This window comes from Pantoea ananatis LMG 2665 (assembly GCF_000710035.2).
Classification (GTDB): domain Bacteria; phylum Pseudomonadota; class Gammaproteobacteria; order Enterobacterales; family Enterobacteriaceae; genus Pantoea; species Pantoea ananatis.
In genome coordinates this window covers 743082-760492 of record NZ_JMJJ01000005.1, presented here as the reverse complement: position 1 = coordinate 760492, position 17411 = coordinate 743082, and the positions used below count along the sequence as shown (strand labels likewise).

The window sequence follows — 17411 nt, the reverse complement described above, 5'->3', positions numbered from 1 at the left end:
GAGTAACGTATGACAGATTTGACCACGCAAGATCTCGCTCAGCCGCTATGGCAAACCCGGGATCACCTGGATGACCCGGTGATCGGCGAGCTGCGTAATCGTTTTGGGCCGGATGCCTTTACCGTTCAGGCGACCCGCACCGGTATTCCGGTTGTTTGGGTAAAGCGTGAACAGCTGCTGGAAATCATTACATTCCTGCGAAAACTTCCTAAGCCGTACGTCATGCTGTATGACCTGCATGGCATGGACGAACGCTTACGTACCCACCGCGCCGGTTTACCTGCCGCGGATTTTTCCGTTTTCTACCACCTGCTCTCGATTGAACGCAATCGCGACATCATGCTCAAGGTGGCTTTATCTGAAAACGATATGCATGTGCCGACCATCACCAATATTTTCGCCAATGCCAACTGGTATGAGCGCGAAACCTGGGAGATGTTTGGTATCACCTTTGATGGTCACCCGCATCTGACGCGCATTATGATGCCGCAGACCTGGGAAGGGCATCCGCTGCGCAAGGACTATCCTGCGCGTGCGACCGAATTCGATCCTTTCACGCTGACGAAGCAGAAAGAAGATCTGGAAATGGAAGCGCTGACATTCAAGCCGGAAGACTGGGGCATGAAACGCAGCACCGCCAACGAAGATTTCATGTTCCTCAACCTCGGTCCAAACCACCCGTCAGCGCACGGTGCTTTCCGCATCATTTTGCAGCTGGATGGGGAAGAGATCGTCGATTGCGTCCCGGATATTGGTTATCACCACCGTGGCGCAGAGAAAATGGGCGAACGTCAGTCCTGGCACAGCTACATTCCTTACACCGACCGTATTGAGTACCTTGGTGGCTGCGTTAACGAAATGCCTTACGTACTGGCCGTTGAGAAACTGGCTGGTATCGTGGTGCCTGACCGCGTGAATGTTATTCGCGTCATGCTCTCTGAGCTTTTCCGCATCAACAGTCACCTGCTGTACATCTCGACCTTTATTCAGGACGTTGGCGCAATGACGCCGGTGTTCTTTGCCTTTACCGACCGTCAGAAAATTTATGATGTGGTTGAGGCGATTACCGGTTTCCGTATGCACCCGGCCTGGTTCCGTATTGGCGGTGTGGCACACGACCTGCCGAAAGGCTGGGAGCGCCTGCTGCGTGACTTCCTGGACTGGATGCCAAAGCGCCTGAAAGAGTACGACAAAGCGGCGCTGCGCAACACCGTTCTGATGGGCCGTTCGCAAGGTGTGGCAGCCTACAATATGGAAGAAGCGCTGGCCTGGGGCACAACCGGTGCTGCCCTGCGCGCCACCGGTCTCGATTTTGACGTGCGTAAATGGCGTCCCTATTCAGGCTATGAAAACTTCGACTTCGAAGTGCCCGTGGGTGCCGGTATCAGCGATGCCTACACGCGCGTACAGCTGAAAATGGAAGAGATGTGGCAGTCGCTGCGTATTCTGGAACAGTGCCTGAACAACATGCCGGAAGGGCCGTTTAAAGCCGATCATCCGCTGACAACCCCGCCGCCAAAAGAGCGCACGCTGCAGCACATTGAAACCCTGATCACTCACTTCCTGCAGGTGTCATGGGGCCCGGTTATGCCGGCCAATGAATCCTTCCAGATGATTGAGGCGACTAAAGGGATTAACAGTTACTACCTGACCAGCGATGGCAGCACGATGAGTTATCGCACACGTGTGCGTACGCCGAGCTTCCCGCACCTGCAGCAGATTCCTTCGGTAATCCGTGGCAGCCTGGTATCCGATTTAATCGTGTACCTCGGTAGTATCGACTTTGTTATGTCAGACGTGGACCGCTAATTATGCACGATCAACACATTGCTATTAAAACGATCGACCCTAACGAGGTCTTCGTGCTGAGTGCGGAAGAGCACCATGCGATTGAGCACGAAAAACACCATTACGAAGATGCACGCGCGGCGTCAATTGAAGCGCTGAAAATCGTACAGAAACAACGTGGCTGGGTTCCAGACGGCGCGATTCATGCGATTGCCGACGTTCTGGGCATTCCCGCCAGTGACGTAGAAGGTGTGGCAACGTTCTACAGCCAGATTTTCCGCCAGCCGGTTGGCCGCCACGTGATCCGCTACTGCGACAGCGTGGTCTGTCACATTACCGGTTTTCAGGGCATTCAGGCTGCGCTGGAAGAAAACCTCAATATCAAGCCCGGCCAGACCACGACCGACGGCCGCTTTACGTTGCTGCCGACCTGTTGTCTGGGTAACTGCGATAAAGGCCCAACCATGATGGTGGATGAAGATACGCACGTTCATCTGACGCCGGAAGGCATCGCCTCTTTGCTGGAGCAGTATCAATGACAATTAAACAGATCATTCGTACTGCCGAAACCCATCCACTGACGTGGCGCATGCGCGACGATCAGCAGCCGGTATGGCTGGATGAGTACCGCAGCAAAAACGGCTACGCCGGTGCGGAAAAAGCACTGAAGGGCATGGCACCCGACGAGATCGTGGCGCTGGTGAAAGATTCCGGCCTGAAGGGACGCGGTGGTGCAGGCTTCTCTACCGGTTTGAAGTGGAGCCTGATGCCGAAAGACGAATCCATGAACATCCGTTACCTGCTGTGTAACGCCGATGAAATGGAGCCGGGCACCTATAAAGACCGCCTGTTGATGGAGCAGATGCCGCATCAGTTGGTTGAAGGCATGCTGATCAGTGCGTTTGCCCTGAAAGCCTACCGTGGCTACATCTTCCTGCGTGGCGAATACATTGAAGCGGCGGTGCATCTGCGCCGTGCCATCGCTGAAGCGACCGAAGCCGGGTTACTGGGTAAAAATATCCTGGGCTCAGGGTTCGATTTCGAACTCATCGTCCACACCGGCGCAGGCCGCTATATTTGCGGTGAAGAAACCGCACTGATTAACTCGCTGGAAGGACGCCGTGCTAACCCACGTTCTAAGCCGCCTTTCCCGGCGAGCGCGGGCGTTTGGGGTAAGCCGACCTGCGTGAACAACGTTGAAACGCTGTCAAACGTGCCGGCTATTTTGGCAAACGGCGTTGAGTGGTATCAGGGTCTGTCTAAGAGCGACGATGCGGGTACCAAGCTGATGGGCTTCTCGGGTCGGGTGAAAAACCCTGGCGTCTGGGAACTGCCGTTCGGTATCACGGCCCGTGAAATCCTGGAAGACTATGCCGGCGGCATGCGCGATGGTCTGCGCTTTAAAGCGTGGCAGCCGGGCGGGGCGGGAACGGACTTCCTGACGGAACAGCATCTGGATCTGCCGATGGAGTTCGCCAGCATCGGTAAAGCGGGCAGCCGTCTGGGTACGGCGCTGGCCATGGCCGTGGACCATGAAATCAATATGGTTTCACTGGTACGCAATCTCGAAGAGTTCTTTGCCCGTGAATCCTGCGGCTGGTGTACGCCATGCCGCGATGGTTTGCCGTGGAGCGTGAAGATCCTGCGCGCGCTGGAGCAGAAAAAAGGCCAGCCGGGGGATATCGAAACCCTGGAGCAGCTTTGCCGCCAGCTCGGCCCGGGCAAGACGTTCTGCGCCCACGCACCCGGTGCAGTCGAACCGCTGCAAAGCGCCATTAAATATTTCCGTGAAGAGTTTGAAGCCGGTATCGCGCCGCAGGTGTTTGGTAATACCCGATCGATCGGTGGTATTCAGCCAAACCTGCTGAAAGCGCGCTGGTAATTCGCCGTTATCCACGGGAGCTGGCCCTGTGCCGCCGTTCCTGCTGCAGTGTGCAGGAACAAGAATTTGATTAACGCTCGTCTATGACGAGCCTTACGGAAGCATGTCACTATGGCTACAATCCATGTAGACGGTAAAGAATATGATGTGAACGGAGCGGACAACCTGCTACAGGCATGTCTGTCTCTGGGCCTTGATATTCCTTATTTTTGCTGGCATCCGGCGCTGGGAAGCGTGGGTGCCTGCCGCCAATGTGCGGTAAAGCAATTCCAGAACGCTGAAGATACCCGCGGCCGCCTTGTCATGTCCTGTATGACGCCGGCGTCTGACGGCACCTTCATCTCTATTGATGATGGCGAAGCGAAAGAGTTCCGTGAAAGCGTGGTTGAGTGGTTAATGACCAACCACCCGCACGACTGTCCGGTATGCGAAGAGGGCGGTAACTGTCATCTGCAAGATATGACGGTAATGACCGGCCACAGCTTCCGCCGCTATCGCTTCACCAAACGCACCCACCGTAATCAGGACCTTGGCCCGTTCATTTCGCATGAGATGAACCGCTGTATCGCCTGCTACCGCTGTGTGCGGTATTACAAAGATTATGCTGACGGTACCGATCTGGGCGTTTATGGCGCGCATGACAACGTTTACTTCGGCCGCCCGGAAGACGGCACGCTGGAAAGCGAGTTTTCCGGCAACCTGGTTGAAGTCTGCCCAACCGGCGTATTTACCGATAAAACCCACTCTGAACGCTATAACCGTAAATGGGATATGCAGTTCGCGCCCAGCATCTGTCAGCAGTGCAGCGTGGGCTGTAACACCAGTCCGGGTGAGCGCTATGGCGAGCTGCGCCGCATCGAAAACCGTTACAATGGCAGCGTTAACCACTACTTCCTGTGTGACCGTGGTCGCTTTGGTTACGGTTACGTCAACCTGAAGGACCGCCCTCACCATCCGGTACAGCTGCGCGGCAGCGATCGCGTGACGCTGAATGCGGAGCAGGCGGTGAACGTCGGGGCAGACGTGCTGCGCCAGGCGAAACGCGTGATTGGTATCGGCTCGCCACGTGCCAGCGTCGAGAGCAACTTTGCGCTGCGTGAACTGGTCGGGGCCGAAAACTTCTCTACCGGTATGCCTGCCGGTGAGCAGGAACGCCTTGAACTGTTGTTAAAAGTGCTGCGTGACGGCGGAATTTATACGCCATCGCTGCGTGAAATTGAAAGCTACGATGCAGTGCTGGTGCTGGGGGAAGATTTGACCCAGGTTGGCGCGCGCGTGGCCCTGTCTGTGCGCCAGGCTGTGAAAGGTAAGGCCCGTGAAATGGCCGCTGCGCAGAAAGTCGCAGACTGGCAAATCGCGGCCATCATGAATATCGGTCAGCACGCTAAGCATCCGCTCTTTGTCACCAACGTCGATGAAACGCGTCTCGATGATATTGCCGCGTGGAGCTATCGTGCCCCAGTGGAAGATCAGGCGCGTCTTGGATTTGCCATCGCCAATGCGCTGGACGAAACCGCCCCGGCCGTAAGCGATTTCGACGCTGCGCTGAACGGCAAGCTGGATGTCGTCGTGCAAGCGCTGGCCGGCGCTAAAAAACCGCTGATCGTTTCCGGTGTTCACTCAGGCAGCACTGCCATGATTGAAGCGGCCGCGAACGTGGCGAAAGCGCTGAAAGCGCGCGGCGCAGACGTCGGTATCACCTTACTGGCAGGCCATGCGAACAGCATGGGGCTGGGCCTGATGGGCGGAAACACCCTGGACCAGGCGCTAGAACAACTGCAAAGCGGCGAAGCCGATGCGGTCGTGGTACTGGAAAACGATCTCTATCGCCATGCGCCAAAAGCGCAGGTGGATGCGGCGCTGAATCAAGCCGCTAACGTGATCGTCGTTGATCATCAACGCACCGCCACGCTGGAGAAAGCCGGACTGGTTTTGTCCGCGGCCAGCTTCGCGGAAAGCGACGGCACCTCAATCAACCACGAAGGGCGCGCACAGCGTTTCTTCCAGGTGTACGATCCTGCCTATTATGACAACAGCATCGTGATGCTGGAAAGCTGGCGCTGGTTGCATTCGCTGCACAGCGCGCTGGAAAGCCGCCACGTTGACTGGACGCAGCTGGATCACGTCATTGATGCCGTGGTTGCCAGTCTGCCACAGCTGAAGGGAATTAAAGAGGCGGCACCGGATGCCAGCTTCCGTATCCGTGGTCAGAAACTGGCGCGTTCACCGCATCGTGCCAGTGGCCGTACCGCCGCGCGCGCCAACATCAGCGTGCACGAGCCGCGTCAGCCGCAGGATCAGGACACGATGTTTGCCTTCTCAATGGAAGGGAACAACCAGCCGAACGCACCGCGTTCGCAGATCCCCTTTGCCTGGGCGCCAGGCTGGAACTCACCTCAGGCATGGAACAAATTCCAGGATGAAGTGGGCGGTAAACTGCGTCACGGCGATCCCGGCGTGCGTCTGTTCGAAGCCAGCGACGCACAGTTAGCCTGGTTCAGCAGCGTACCTGGCGCGTATACCACTAACGGTCAGTTCCGCGTCGCGCCTTACTATCAGCTATTCGGTAGTGAAGAGATGACGCAGCGCGCGCCGGTGATCCAACAGCGTATGTCGGCACCCACTCTGGTCCTGAACCCGGAGGATGCGGCTAAGCTGGGCGTGAACAGTGGCGCGTCTGTGGAATTAACCTGTGCCGGTGAAACCGTACGCTTGCCTGTGCGTTTCTCCGCGTCGCTGCAGGCAGGGCAGGTGGGGCTTCCACTCGGTCTGCCGGGCGTACCGCCATTCCTGGCGAATGCAAAAATTGATTCTCTGCAGGAGGCGGCGCAATGAGCTGGTTAACTCCAGGTGTTATCGACATTCTGATCGCCGTGGGTAAAGCGCTGGTGATTCTGCTGGTCGTGGTGGGCTGCGGTGCGTTTATGAGCTTCGCCGAGCGTCGTCTGCTCGGCCTGTTCCAGAACCGCTATGGACCGAACCGCGTGGGCTGGGGCGGATCCTTGCAGCTGGTTGCTGACATGATCAAGATGTTCTTTAAAGAGGACTGGGTTCCCCCGTTCACCGACCGCTTTATCTTTACCCTGGCGCCGGTCATCGCCTTCGTGTCACTGCTGCTGGCATTTGCCATCGTGCCGGTTTCGCCGACCTGGGTCGTCACCGACCTGAACATCGGGCTGCTGTTCTTCCTGATGATGGCGGGCCTGGCGGTCTATGCCGTACTGTTTGCCGGCTGGGCGAGTAATAACAAATACTCGCTGTTAGGTGCCATGCGCGCCTCTGCGCAGACGCTGAGTTACGAAGTGTTTCTGGGACTGTCGCTGATGGGCGTAGTGGCGCAGGCGGGATCGTTCAACATGACCGATATCGTCAACAGCCAGACGCACCTGTGGAACATCATCCCGCAGTTCTTTGGTTTTCTGACCTTCTGTATTGCGGGCGTCGCGGTCTGTCACCGTCATCCTTTTGACCAGCCAGAAGCTGAGCAAGAGCTGGCCGACGGTTACCACATTGAATATGCCGGGATGAAATTCGGCCTGTTCTTTGTGGGTGAATACGTCGCGATTACCACCGTCTCAGCACTGATTGTGACGCTGTTCTTCGGGGGCTGGCATGGGCCTTTCCTGCCGCCTTTCATCTGGTTCGCCCTGAAAACGGCGTTCTTTATGATGATGTTCATCCTGATTCGTGCTGCGCTTCCGCGTCCACGCTATGACCAGGTGCTGTCGTTCGGCTGGAAAGTGTGTCTGCCGTTGACGCTGTTGAACCTGCTGGCGACCGCCGCAGTGATTCTGTACACAGCGCAGTAAGGGGTAAACAAATGACATTAAAAGATATTGTCGTAGGCTTCGGCACGACAGTTCGCAGTATCTGGATGATAGGCATGCACGCCTTCGCGAAACGCGAAACCCAGATGTATCCGGAAGAGCCGGTCTACCTGCCACCGCGCTATCGTGGTCGCATCGTTTTGACGCGCGATCCCGATGGGGCAGAGCGTTGCGTTGCCTGTAACCTGTGTGCAGTAGCCTGTCCGGTAGGCTGTATTTCACTGCAAAAGGCCGAAACCAAAGACGGTCGCTGGTATCCAGAGTTCTTCCGTATTAACTTCTCACGCTGCATTTTCTGCGGCCTGTGCGAAGAGGCCTGCCCAACCACCGCTATCCAGCTGACGCCGGATTTCGAGCTGGGCGAGTTCAAGCGTCAGGATCTGGTGTATGAAAAAGACGATCTGTTGATCTCGGGGCCGGGTAAATATCCGGAGTACAACTTCTACCGCATGGCAGGTATGGCGATTGACGGTAAAGATAAAGGTGACGCTGAAAATGAAGCGAAACCCATCGACGTCAAAGGCTTATTACCTTAAGGAGCAAGGCATGGAATTTGCGTTTTATCTTTGCGGACTGGTGGCGGTGGTGACGACGTTACGCGTCATTACCCACACTAATCCGGTACATGCGTTGCTGTACCTGATCGTTTCGCTGTTATCGGTGGCGGGTGTCTTTTTCTCCCTGGGTGCCTACTTTGCCGGTGCGCTGGAAATCATCGTGTATGCCGGTGCCATCATGGTGCTGTTCGTGTTCGTCGTGATGATGCTCAACCTGGGCAAGGCCACGGAGAAACAGGAACGCGAATGGCTCAGCCCGTCCCTGTGGATCGGTCCCGGTCTGGTGTCCTTTCTGCTACTGGCGGTCATGATTTACGCCATCATGACGGCACAGGATCAGGGCATTGACGGTAAAATCATCGACGCGAAAGCGGTCGGTATTAGCCTGTTTGGCCCGTATGTCCTGGCGGTTGAACTGGCATCAATGCTGCTGTTGGCCGGTCTGGTTGTTGCCTTCCATCTGGGACGTGAAGAGCGCCAGGGTGAAGTCCTGAGCAACCGTTCAAACGATGCCGCGCAGGCGAATAAGGAGCAAGCATGATCCCGTTACAACATGGATTGATTTTGGCCGCGGTGCTGTTCGTTCTTGGCCTGACCTCGCTGGTACTGCGCCGCAACCTGCTGTTTATGCTGATCAGCCTTGAAATTATGATCAACGCCGCGGCGCTGGCGCTGGTCGTTGCGGGTAGCTACTGGGGACAGGCCGATGGTCAGGTGATGTATATTCTGGCAATCAGCCTCGCCGCAGCGGAAGCCAGTATCGGTCTGGCCCTGCTGCTTCAGCTCTATCGTCGTCGTCAGACGCTGAACATTGATATTGTGAGCGAGATGCGCGGATGAACCTTCTCTATTTAACTGTCTTGTTTCCGCTGATCGGCTTTTTGCTGTTAGCGTTTTCCCGTGGTCGCTGGTCAGAGAATCTGTCGGCGACGGTCGGAATGGGTTCGGTGGGGTTAGCCGCACTAACCACCCTGTATGTTGGCGTTGACTTCTTTGCTAACGGGCAGCAGGTATTCACCCAGGCGCTGTGGACCTGGATTCACGTGGGCAATTTTAACATTCAGGTCAATCTGACTCTGGATGGCCTCTCGCTTACCATGCTGTCGGTGGTTACCGGCGTCGGTTTCCTGATCCATATGTTCGCCTCCTGGTATATGCGCGGAGAAGAGGGCTATTCACGCTTCTTCGCTTATACCAACCTGTTTATCGCCAGCATGGTGGTTCTGGTGCTGGCGGATAACCTGATGCTGATGTATCTGGGCTGGGAAGGGGTAGGGCTGTGTTCTTACCTCCTGATCGGCTTCTACTACAGCAATCCGGAAAACGGCAAAGCGGCGATGAAAGCCTTTATCATCACCCGCGTCGGCGATGTGTTTCTGGCCTTTGCGCTGTTCATCCTTTACAACGAACTGGGTACGCTCAACTTCCGCGAGATGGTTGAGCTGGCACCGGCACACTTTGCGGCGGACAATCACATGCTGCAGTGGGCTACCCTGATGCTGTTAGGCGGTGCGGTCGGTAAATCGGCCCAGTTGCCCTTACAGACCTGGCTGGCCGATGCAATGGCAGGCCCGACACCGGTATCGGCACTGATTCACGCCGCGACCATGGTAACGGCAGGGGTTTACCTGATTGCCCGCACGCATGGCCTGTTCCTGCTGACGCCTGAGGTGCTGCATCTGGTCGGCATTATCGGTGCCATTACCCTGGTGCTGGCAGGCTTTGCTGCCCTGGTTCAGACGGACATCAAACGCGTTCTCGCTTACTCCACCATGAGCCAGATTGGCTACATGTTCCTGGCGCTGGGCGTACAGGCGTGGGATGCCGCGATTTTCCACCTGATGACTCACGCCTTCTTTAAAGCCTTGCTGTTCCTGTCTTCAGGTTCGGTTATTCTGGCCTGCCACCACGAGCAGAACATCTTTAAGATGGGCGGACTGCGTAAGAGCATCCCGCTGGTTTACACCTGCTTCCTGGTGGGCGGCGCCGCGCTGGCGGCACTGCCACTGATTACCGCCGGTTTCTACAGTAAAGATGAAATCCTGTTTGGTGCGCTGGCGAACGGTCATCTTAACCTGATGGTAGCGGGCCTGGTGGGTGCGTTCCTGACCTCAATTTATACCTTCCGCATGATCTTCATCGTGTTCCACGGTGAAGAGAAGATTCATGCTCATGCGGGTAAAGGCATTACCCATCATCTGCCGCTGCTGGTGCTGCTGGTGCTTTCTACCTTCGTTGGCGCACTGATTACCCCACCACTGGCGGGCGTTTTGCCGGCGAATGAGTTTGGCGAAAACGGTAAAGTGACGCTGGAGATTGCATCGGGTCTGGTCGCGGTTTCCGGCATCGTGATTGCAGCCGCACTTTGGCTGGGCAAACGTCAGCTGGTGACCCGTATTGCCAACAGCGCACCGGGCCGCTTCTTCGGCACCTGGTGGTTCGCTGCCTGGGGCTTCGACTGGCTCTACGACAAGGTGTTTGTCAAACCGTACCTGGGCATTGCGTGGCTGTTAAAACGCGATCCGCTCAACGGCCTGATGAACCTCCCTGCGTTGCTTTCACGTATCGCCAATAAAGGTCTGGTGGTCAGTGAAAACGGTTATCTGCGCTGGTACGTGGCGTCGATGAGCGTGGGTGCCGTCGTGGTTCTGGCCCTGTTGCTGGTAATTTAAAGATTGATGAGCGGGGTGAGTTCGCTTACCCCAGTTAAGAATGTCCAAATAACCGAGTAATGAGCGCAATCGTCGCAGCCAGTTTCATTACCGCCAGCGCACAGCAACCGGAGCGTACTGAAGTACGTGAGGATTGCGAGCACTGCCGGGAATGAAAATGGTAAGTAAGATAGCTCATAAAAGGCCATAAAAGGGAAGTATGCCGTGTTATTACCTTGGCTAATTTTCATACCCTTCTTCGGTGGTTTTATCTGCTGGCTCGCCGAGCGCTTCGGCGCGAAAGTGCCACGCTGGATTGCACTGATCACCATGGGGCTGACGTTGGCGCTTTCACTGCAGCTGTGGTTGCAGGGAGGCTATTCACTGACGCAGGCAGCGGGTATTCCGCAGTGGCAATCGAGCTTCTCAGTACCCTGGATCCCCCGTTTCGGCATTAATTTCCATTTAGCGCTTGATGGCCTTTCGCTATTAATGGTGGTGCTGACCGGGCTGCTCGGTTTGATGGCCGTGCTGTGTTCGTGGAACGAGATCGAGAAGTATCAGGGATTCTTCCATCTTAACCTGATGTGGATTCTGGGCGGCGTTATCGGTGTGTTCCTTGCCATCGACATGTTCCTGTTCTTCTTCTTCTGGGAAATGATGCTGGTGCCGATGTACTTCCTCATCGCACTGTGGGGACATAAAGCCTCGGACGGGAAAACCCGTATCACCGCGGCCACCAAATTCTTTATCTATACCCAGGCATCAGGTCTGGTGATGTTAATTGCGATTCTGGCGCTGGTGTTTGTCCACTACAACGCGACTGGCGTCTGGACGTTCAACTACGAGCAGTTGTTGAAAACGCCCATGTCGCACACCGTCGAATATCTGCTGATGCTGGGCTTCTTTATCGCGTTTGCGGTGAAAATGCCGGTGGTGCCGCTTCACGGTTGGTTACCCGATGCGCACAGTCAGGCGCCGACGGCCGGTTCAGTGGACCTGGCGGGTATTTTGCTGAAAACTGCGGCCTATGGTTTGCTGCGTTTCAGCCTGCCGCTGTTCCCCAATGCATCCGCTGAGTTTGCCCCTATCGCGATGTGGTTAGGTATCATCGGTATCTTCTACGGCGCCTGGATGGCGTTCTCGCAAACGGATATTAAACGCCTGATTGCCTACACCTCGATTTCCCACATGGGCTTTGTGCTGATTGCGATTTACACCGGCAGCCAACTGGCCATTCAGGGCGCGGTGATACAGATGATTGCGCACGGCCTGTCTGCGGCGGCCCTGTTTATCCTGTGTGGTCAGCTGTATGAGCGCCTGCACACGCGTGATATGCGTCAGATGGGCGGTCTGTGGTCGCGCATCAAATGGATTCCGGGTTTATCACTGTTCTTTGCTGTCGCCAACCTGGGGATGCCGGGCACCGGTAACTTCGTGGGTGAGTTTATGATCCTCACCGGCAGCTTCCAGGTCGTTCCTGTCATTATTGTGATTGCGACCTTTGGTCTGGTTTTCGCTTCGGTTTATTCGCTGGTCATGATGCAGCGTGCCTACTACGGCGAAGCGAAATCTAAAGATCCACTGCCAGGAATGTCGGCACGTGAATTCCTGACCATTGGCGTGCTCGTGGTTCTGCTGGTGCTGTTGGGTATTTATCCCCAGCCGATTCTGGATACCTCACATGCTGCAATGAGCAATATTCAGCAGTGGTTTACCGCTTCAATTTCAACTACAAGGCCGTAATTCGCCATGACAATAACTCCTCAACAATTGATCGCGTTGCTGCCGCTGTTAATCGTCGGATTGACGGTGGTGGTTGTGATGCTGTCCATTGCCTGGCGACGCAACCACTTTGTTAACGCCACGCTAACAGTGGTTGGCCTGAACCTGGCTCTGCTGTCGCTATATTTTGTGGGCCAGGTCGGGGCGATGGACGTCACGCCGCTGCTGCGCGTTGATGCTTACTCGATGTTCTATACCGCACTGGTGATGCTGGCCAGCCTGGCAACCTGTACGTTTGCCTATCCATGGCTGGCGACTTTCCCGGATAACAAGGACGAGTTTTATCTGTTGGTCCTGATTGCCGCACTGGGCGGTATCGTGCTGTCAGCGTCTAACCACCTGGCATCGCTGTTTATCGGAATTGAACTGCTGTCACTGCCGCTGTTTGGTTTGATTGGTTACGCGTTCCGTCAGAAACGTTCGCTGGAAGCGGCCCTGAAATACACTATCCTGTCGGCGGCGGCATCGTCCTTCCTGCTGTTTGGTATTGCGCTGATTTACGCTGACTCTGGCAACCTGGGCTTCGTCAGCCTGGGCAAAAGCCTGACTGACAGCATGATTCAGGCGCCACTGTTGCTGGTGGGCCTGGGAATGCTGATTATTGGTCTGGGCTTTAAGCTGTCGCTGGTGCCGTTCCACCTGTGGACGCCAGACGTGTATCAGGGGGCACCGGCTCCGGTATCAACGTTCCTGGCCACGGCCAGTAAAATCGCCATCTTCGGTGTCGTCATGCGCTTGTTCATGTATGCGCCGGTGACCGACAGCGAAGCGGTGCGAACGGTATTGGGTATCATCGCCTTCGTTTCCATCCTGTTCGGTAACCTGATGGCGATCTCGCAGAGCAACATTAAGCGCCTGTTGGGTTACTCCTCCATCGCGCATCTGGGTTATTTGCTGGTGGCGCTGATTGCGGTGAAAGATCATCAGCTGTCGCTGGAAACCTCTGGGGTTTACCTGGCCGGTTACCTGTTCAGCAGCCTGGGTGCCTTTGGTGTCGTGAGCCTGATGTCGAGCCCTTATCGCGGTCCGGATGCGGATTCACTCTACTCATATCGCGGTCTGTTCTGGCGTCGTCCGGTTCTCTCTGCGGTGATGACGGTGATGATGCTGTCGCTGGCCGGTATTCCAATGACGCTGGGCTTTATCGGTAAGTTCTACGTGATTGCCTCTGGCGTGAGTGCGCACCTGTGGTGGTTGACCGGTGCGGTGGTGGTGGGAAGTGCTATTGGCCTGTACTACTATCTGCGCGTGACCGTGAGCCTGTACCTGAGCCCACCAGAACTGCTTAACCGCGATACGCCTGATAACTGGGCCTTCACTGCGGGCGGCGTGGTGGTGCTGATTTCAGCGATTCTGGTACTGCTGTTAGGTGTTTATCCGCAGCCGTTAATCAGACTGGTACAGATGGCTCAGCCCCTGATGTAATCGTCGATTGTCATACTGAATCAGGCCCTCGGGCCTGATTTTTTTTGTCTGAAATCTGCCTACTGCACCATGCAGCGACTTAACCGCACGACCGGTGACGACGCAAGGGTTGCTGCTGCCCTAAAAAAATGCGTCATCTTCATTCTGTCTCCCTATTTTTCTGCTGCAATGTCCTCTGGCTTGTTACAGGAGCATGGCCTATGGAGCGCCGTCATTTTTTATTAGGCTTCACCGCTGCGCTGATAGTCGCAAAGAGCACGCTGTCGCGGGCATCCCAGCCGGAAATCTCACACACGGTGATTCCGCTCTGGCCTGGCACGCCACCCGGCGGCGGCGGCCCTGTCGGTGCCGTTAAGACCTCATCTTCGGGCGCACAGCGCAATATCGCGGTGCCGACGCTGACAGTGATCAAACCGAACATGCCCAACGGCCATGTTGTTCTGATAGCCGGCGGCGGGGGGTACAAACGGATAGAAATGGCGAAAGAAGCCTGGCCTGCGGCACGCTGGTTAACGGCACGCGGCTATACGGCGGCGATTCTGCGCTATCGGCTTCCCGGCGAGGGCTGGGCAGCGGGCAACATAGTCGCGCTGCAGGATGCCCAGCGCGCGCTGCGGCTGTTACGGCCGCAGGCAAAGCGGCTCTCGGTGCTGGGTTTTTCCGCGGGTGGGCATTTACTCGGAATGGCTGTGACGCGCCATGACTTTCAAAGCTATGCTGCCCTTGATGCGTTGGACAGTGCGCCAGCTTATGCTGACGGGGCGGCGCTGATCTATCCGGTGATCACCCTGGAAGCGCCCTATACGCACACCGCAACGCACCGTATGTTGGTGGGAACGCATGCGACGGCGGCAGAGGACGCAGTCTGGTCGGTTCAGAATTACGTGTCATCGACATCGCCTCCCTTTTTTCTGGTCCAGGCCGAAGACGATCCGGTTTCCGATCCCCATAACACCCTGATCATGGCCAGCGCCTGCCAACAGCATCAGGTTGACGTCGAGCTGGTGCGCTATCTCACGGGCGGGCATGGCTTTGGTATGGGAAAACCCGGCACGCCGACCATGGCCTGGCCTCAACATTATCTTCACTGGCTGCAGAAAGGCCGGCGCGGTAAAGTGATGTGATGCCTCCCGGGCAGGCGGCCCATTTTAGTAAGGATAAGACATGCATATCAGTTGGCTGGATCTTCAGCATCAAGCCTTAAGCGTTCCGCAGCTCTACGCGGCGCTGGCTTTACGCTGTGAGGTATTCGTCGTGGAGCAGCAGTGCGCCTATCTGGACGTCGATGGCCTGGATTTGCAGGGCGAGAATCGTCACATTCTCGGCATGGCGCAGGGGGATCTGCTGGCCTACGCGCGCATATTGTCACCCGATCGCGCGGGGGCAGAGGTGAAAATCGGACGCGTGCTCATATCCAGTAAGGCTCGTGGCCTGAACTTAGGCAACCAGCTGATGACACAGGCAATCGCCAGTTGTGAGCAGCACTGGCCGGGGCATTCACAGTTTCTCTCTGCTCAGGCGCATCTTGAGGCGTTCTACCAGCGACATGGCTTTATCACGGTCAGCGACAGCTATCTTGAGGACGGTATTCCCCATATCGATATGCGCAGAGCAGGGCAGTAAAGCGCCGCTAACGGCTCAGATGCCCTGTGGGGCAAAAAAAATGCATCCCGGCGGTTGGCCTGAGATGCATTTCACGTGAGAGGGAAGCGTTAGCTTACGGTCATCTGGCGATCGTCAACGTATTTACGCTGGTCCGGCGGCGGTGGCACATACTGATAGAGCCAGGTCTCACTCAGGGTTTCGTCTTTGGTGCGCAGGAACAGGCGCATCTCGACGGGCTGTACGCTGTCGCTGTTGGGATACCAGTCGAACAGGATGCGGTAACCTTTTATCGGTTCGACATACAGGATCTCTACCTGTTTAAAGGTGCCTGAGGAAACCGTAATCACCGGTTCAATGCCTTTCGGTGCGGCTGCCTGCAAGTCGCCGCCGATAAAGTCCACAGCGAAACGGCGGCACCAGACATCCGGGAAGTGCTCGCCCGGCGCCCAGCCTTCGGGGAAACCACCAATGCCGGTGCGGGTCGCATCTACGCGGGCCAGATCGCTCTGAACGGGCGGCAGGGCGCTCCAGTAAAGCTTGTAGGCAAAATTGTATTCGCTACCGGCTTTGATCGGCTCTGCGGGCTGCCAGAAGCAGACGATGTTATCAAGCGTTTCGCCGGTGGTTGGAATTTCCATCAGGTTAATGGCGCCTTTGCCCCATTTGCCTACCGGTTCCACCCACAGGCTTGGGCGTTTGTTATACCAGCCAATCACGTCCTGATAGTTCTCAAAGTCATGGTCAAGCTGGAGCAGGCCAAAGCCGCGCGGGTTTTCGTCTTCGTAGGCGTTGAACTGCAGGCGCTGAGGATTATTTAACGGCCGGGCAATCCATTCACCTTTGCCGCTCCACATCGCCAGGCGATCGGAGTCATGAATCTGCGGATGATAGGTGTTACACATCCGGCGTTCGTTGGTGCCGCAGCTGAACATGCTGGTCATCGGCGAGATGCCTAACTGACGAATGTCCTTGCGGGCAAAGAGATGATTCTCAATCTCCATGACCACGCGTTCTGCTTCGCAGTGAATGACAAACTTATAGGCCCCGGTGATGCTGGCACCGTCCAGTAAGGCATAGCAGGTAAAAGTGGTGTCTTCCGCTTTCGGCGTTTCAAACCAGAAGGCCGTAAAGTCTGGAAACTCTTCCTGACCGTTGCTGAAGGTGTTGATGGCCACGCCACGCGCGGACAGGCCGTACTGATAAGTGTCATCGACCGCGCGGAAATAGCTGGCACCCAGAAACGAGACAATGTCGCGGCGGGCTAGCTCAGGTTTTTTGAAGGCGCGGAAACCGGCAAAGCCAAGATCCGTTTTACCCTGCAGTTGTTTGGTATCGACTTTGGCATCGTTGTAGTTAAACAACTCAGGACGAAAATGAATTTCGCGTGCTTCACGACTGGCGCTGTCCACAGAGAACATGCGGATGCGGCGTTTAAATCCCATGCCTACGTGGAAGAACTGCACATCCAGTTCGCGATTGGGAATATTGTTCCACAGAGAGTGGTTGGCATCATACTGAATGTCGTTGTATGCCTGTGGTGTCAGGGTTGCCAACGTGGGGGGAAGGGGGCCGGGTGCGCCGCCCCAGGGTTTTTTAGCCAGCGCGGCCGCATTCTTCTTCAACTCATCGAAATCGAAGCGTACTGCGGTTCCGTCAGCAATGCCATCATCTGCCCAGGCGGATTGCGCGAACAGCGTTGATAAGCCTGTCATACCGCTTACGGCGGAAAAGGCCATTGACGCTTTCATAAACATTCTGCGATTCATGCCAGAGATCATTCCTTAGCTGTTCGAGTTTGCTGTGACTGTCGTGTCAGCGCATTGATATGCACATGGCCTGATTATTACAGGCAACAGCTGGGTACGACAGTCGGCGTAGATAAAAATTCATT

Annotated in this window: 14 protein-coding genes; 13 read left to right on the top strand and 1 reads right to left on the bottom strand. The window is 56.1% G+C overall.

Annotated elements, in window-relative coordinates:
• Positions 1-9: 9 nt before the first annotated feature.
• The 13 genes from nuoC to EL29_RS11255 all read left to right on the top strand — a co-directional run bounded on the left by nuoC (position 10) and on the right by EL29_RS11255 (position 15538).
• Positions 10-1809 carry an NADH-quinone oxidoreductase subunit C/D gene (nuoC, locus tag EL29_RS11315; RefSeq protein ID WP_013026513.1) on the top strand — a complete coding sequence of 600 codons (1800 nt, stop codon included), beginning with the start codon at positions 10-12 and terminating at the stop codon, positions 1807-1809.
• A 2-nt stretch (positions 1810-1811) separates the two neighbouring features.
• The gene (gene nuoE, locus EL29_RS11310) at positions 1812-2327 is read left to right on the top strand and encodes an NADH-quinone oxidoreductase subunit NuoE (RefSeq protein WP_013026512.1); all 516 of its coding nucleotides are present in this window, start codon (positions 1812-1814) and stop codon (positions 2325-2327) included.
• A 2-nt stretch (positions 2328-2329) separates the two neighbouring features.
• Positions 2330-3670, top strand: coding sequence for an NADH-quinone oxidoreductase subunit NuoF (gene nuoF / locus EL29_RS11305; RefSeq protein WP_026021016.1), 1341 nt, complete (start codon positions 2330-2332; stop codon positions 3668-3670).
• A gap of 111 nt (positions 3671-3781) precedes the next feature.
• Positions 3782-6505, top strand: a complete 2724-nt coding sequence (gene nuoG, locus EL29_RS11300) for an NADH-quinone oxidoreductase subunit NuoG (protein WP_028715403.1) — start codon at positions 3782-3784, stop codon at positions 6503-6505.
• Positions 6502-7479, top strand: coding sequence for an NADH-quinone oxidoreductase subunit NuoH (gene nuoH, locus EL29_RS11295; protein ID WP_013026509.1), 978 nt, complete (start codon positions 6502-6504; stop codon positions 7477-7479). Before nuoG ends, nuoH begins: the two co-directional genes overlap by 4 nt.
• A gap of 11 nt (positions 7480-7490) precedes the next feature.
• Positions 7491-8033 (top strand): NADH-quinone oxidoreductase subunit NuoI, encoded by a 543-nt coding sequence (nuoI, locus tag EL29_RS11290; protein ID WP_013026508.1) that lies wholly within the window; start codon positions 7491-7493, stop codon positions 8031-8033.
• Positions 8034-8043: 10 nt separating this feature from the next.
• A complete protein-coding gene (nuoJ, locus tag EL29_RS11285; protein ID WP_014605380.1) occupies positions 8044-8595 on the top strand; it encodes an NADH-quinone oxidoreductase subunit J in 552 nt (183 codons plus the stop codon).
• The gene (gene nuoK, locus EL29_RS11280; RefSeq protein WP_013026506.1) at positions 8592-8894 is read left to right on the top strand and encodes an NADH-quinone oxidoreductase subunit NuoK; all 303 of its coding nucleotides are present in this window, start codon (positions 8592-8594) and stop codon (positions 8892-8894) included. The genes nuoJ and nuoK overlap by 4 nt, the downstream gene beginning before the upstream one ends.
• A complete protein-coding gene (gene nuoL / locus EL29_RS11275) occupies positions 8891-10726 on the top strand; it encodes an NADH-quinone oxidoreductase subunit L (RefSeq protein ID WP_013026505.1) in 1836 nt (611 codons plus the stop codon). The genes nuoK and nuoL overlap by 4 nt, the downstream gene beginning before the upstream one ends.
• A 204-nt stretch (positions 10727-10930) precedes the next feature.
• Complete coding sequence (gene nuoM / locus EL29_RS11270) at positions 10931-12451, top strand: NADH-quinone oxidoreductase subunit M (RefSeq protein WP_013026504.1); 1521 nt, start codon at positions 10931-10933, stop codon at positions 12449-12451.
• 6 nt (positions 12452-12457) lie between these two features.
• Positions 12458-13915: an NADH-quinone oxidoreductase subunit NuoN gene (gene nuoN, locus EL29_RS11265; protein ID WP_013026503.1), complete on the top strand. Its 1458-nt coding sequence runs from the start codon at positions 12458-12460 to the stop codon at positions 13913-13915.
• Between the two features lie 200 nt (positions 13916-14115).
• Complete coding sequence (locus EL29_RS11260; protein WP_028715402.1) at positions 14116-15039, top strand: alpha/beta hydrolase; 924 nt, start codon at positions 14116-14118, stop codon at positions 15037-15039.
• 40 nt (positions 15040-15079) lie between these two features.
• Complete coding sequence (locus tag EL29_RS11255; protein ID WP_013026501.1) at positions 15080-15538, top strand: GNAT family N-acetyltransferase; 459 nt, start codon at positions 15080-15082, stop codon at positions 15536-15538.
• An 89-nt stretch (positions 15539-15627) separates the two neighbouring features.
• Here EL29_RS11255 and EL29_RS11250 read toward each other — a convergent pair whose 3' ends face one another.
• Entirely contained in the window at positions 15628-17286 is a 1659-nt protein-coding gene (locus EL29_RS11250; protein ID WP_019105998.1) for a glucan biosynthesis protein D, read from the bottom strand.
• Positions 17287-17411 lie beyond the last annotated feature (125 nt).

What these genes read in the sequence shown, in the direction of transcription:
- nuoC (WP_013026513.1), top strand. Translation starts at nt 10, where the DNA reads ATGACAGATTTGACCACGCAAGATCTCGCTCAGCCGCTATGGCAAACC.
- nuoE (WP_013026512.1), top strand. Translation starts at nt 1,812, where the DNA reads ATGCACGATCAACACATTGCTATTAAAACGATCGACCCTAACGAGGTC.
- nuoG (WP_028715403.1), top strand. Translation starts at nt 3,782, where the DNA reads ATGGCTACAATCCATGTAGACGGTAAAGAATATGATGTGAACGGAGCG.
- nuoH (WP_013026509.1), top strand. Translation starts at nt 6,502, where the DNA reads ATGAGCTGGTTAACTCCAGGTGTTATCGACATTCTGATCGCCGTGGGT.
- nuoI (WP_013026508.1), top strand. Translation starts at nt 7,491, where the DNA reads ATGACATTAAAAGATATTGTCGTAGGCTTCGGCACGACAGTTCGCAGT.
- nuoJ (WP_014605380.1), top strand. Translation starts at nt 8,044, where the DNA reads ATGGAATTTGCGTTTTATCTTTGCGGACTGGTGGCGGTGGTGACGACG.
- nuoK (WP_013026506.1), top strand. Translation starts at nt 8,592, where the DNA reads ATGATCCCGTTACAACATGGATTGATTTTGGCCGCGGTGCTGTTCGTT.
- nuoL (WP_013026505.1), top strand. Translation starts at nt 8,891, where the DNA reads ATGAACCTTCTCTATTTAACTGTCTTGTTTCCGCTGATCGGCTTTTTG.
- nuoN (WP_013026503.1), top strand. Translation starts at nt 12,458, where the DNA reads ATGACAATAACTCCTCAACAATTGATCGCGTTGCTGCCGCTGTTAATC.
- EL29_RS11260 (WP_028715402.1), top strand. Translation starts at nt 14,116, where the DNA reads ATGGAGCGCCGTCATTTTTTATTAGGCTTCACCGCTGCGCTGATAGTC.
- EL29_RS11255 (WP_013026501.1), top strand. Translation starts at nt 15,080, where the DNA reads ATGCATATCAGTTGGCTGGATCTTCAGCATCAAGCCTTAAGCGTTCCG.
- EL29_RS11250 (WP_019105998.1), bottom strand. Translation starts at nt 17,286, where the DNA reads ATGAATCGCAGAATGTTTATGAAAGCGTCAATGGCCTTTTCCGCCGTA.